The following is a 278-nucleotide window of genomic DNA, read 5'->3' as shown; positions in this document are numbered from 1 at the left end:
TCTTCACCATATACTTTATAACCGTTATATTCCGGTGGATTATGGCTTGCCGTAGGAACGATTCCACTTACTGTATGTAAATGACGAACTGCGAAAGAAAGCACTGGCGTTGGACGTAAGCTTTCAAACACATATGTTGTGATTCCGTGTGCACCAAGTGTAGCAGCTACTTCCATTGCAAATTCAGGTGATTTATGACGAGAATCGTACGCTACAACAACACCGCGTTTTTTCGCTTCTTGACCTAATTTTTCAATAAACTTCGCTAATCCTTGTGT

At 41.0% G+C, this 278-nt stretch carries 1 pseudogene; it reads right to left on the bottom strand.

From position 1 onward, the window contains the following. Positions 1–278, bottom strand: a pseudogene (locus ACSG5Z_RS32720) (phospho-sugar mutase); the annotation flags it as partial.

This window comes from Bacillus pretiosus (assembly GCF_051294775.1).
Classification (GTDB): Bacteria; Bacillota; Bacilli; order Bacillales; family Bacillaceae_G; genus Bacillus_A; species Bacillus_A wiedmannii.
Note: the sequence above shows the minus strand (reverse complement) of the source record. Positions and strands in the feature narration are given on the sequence as shown.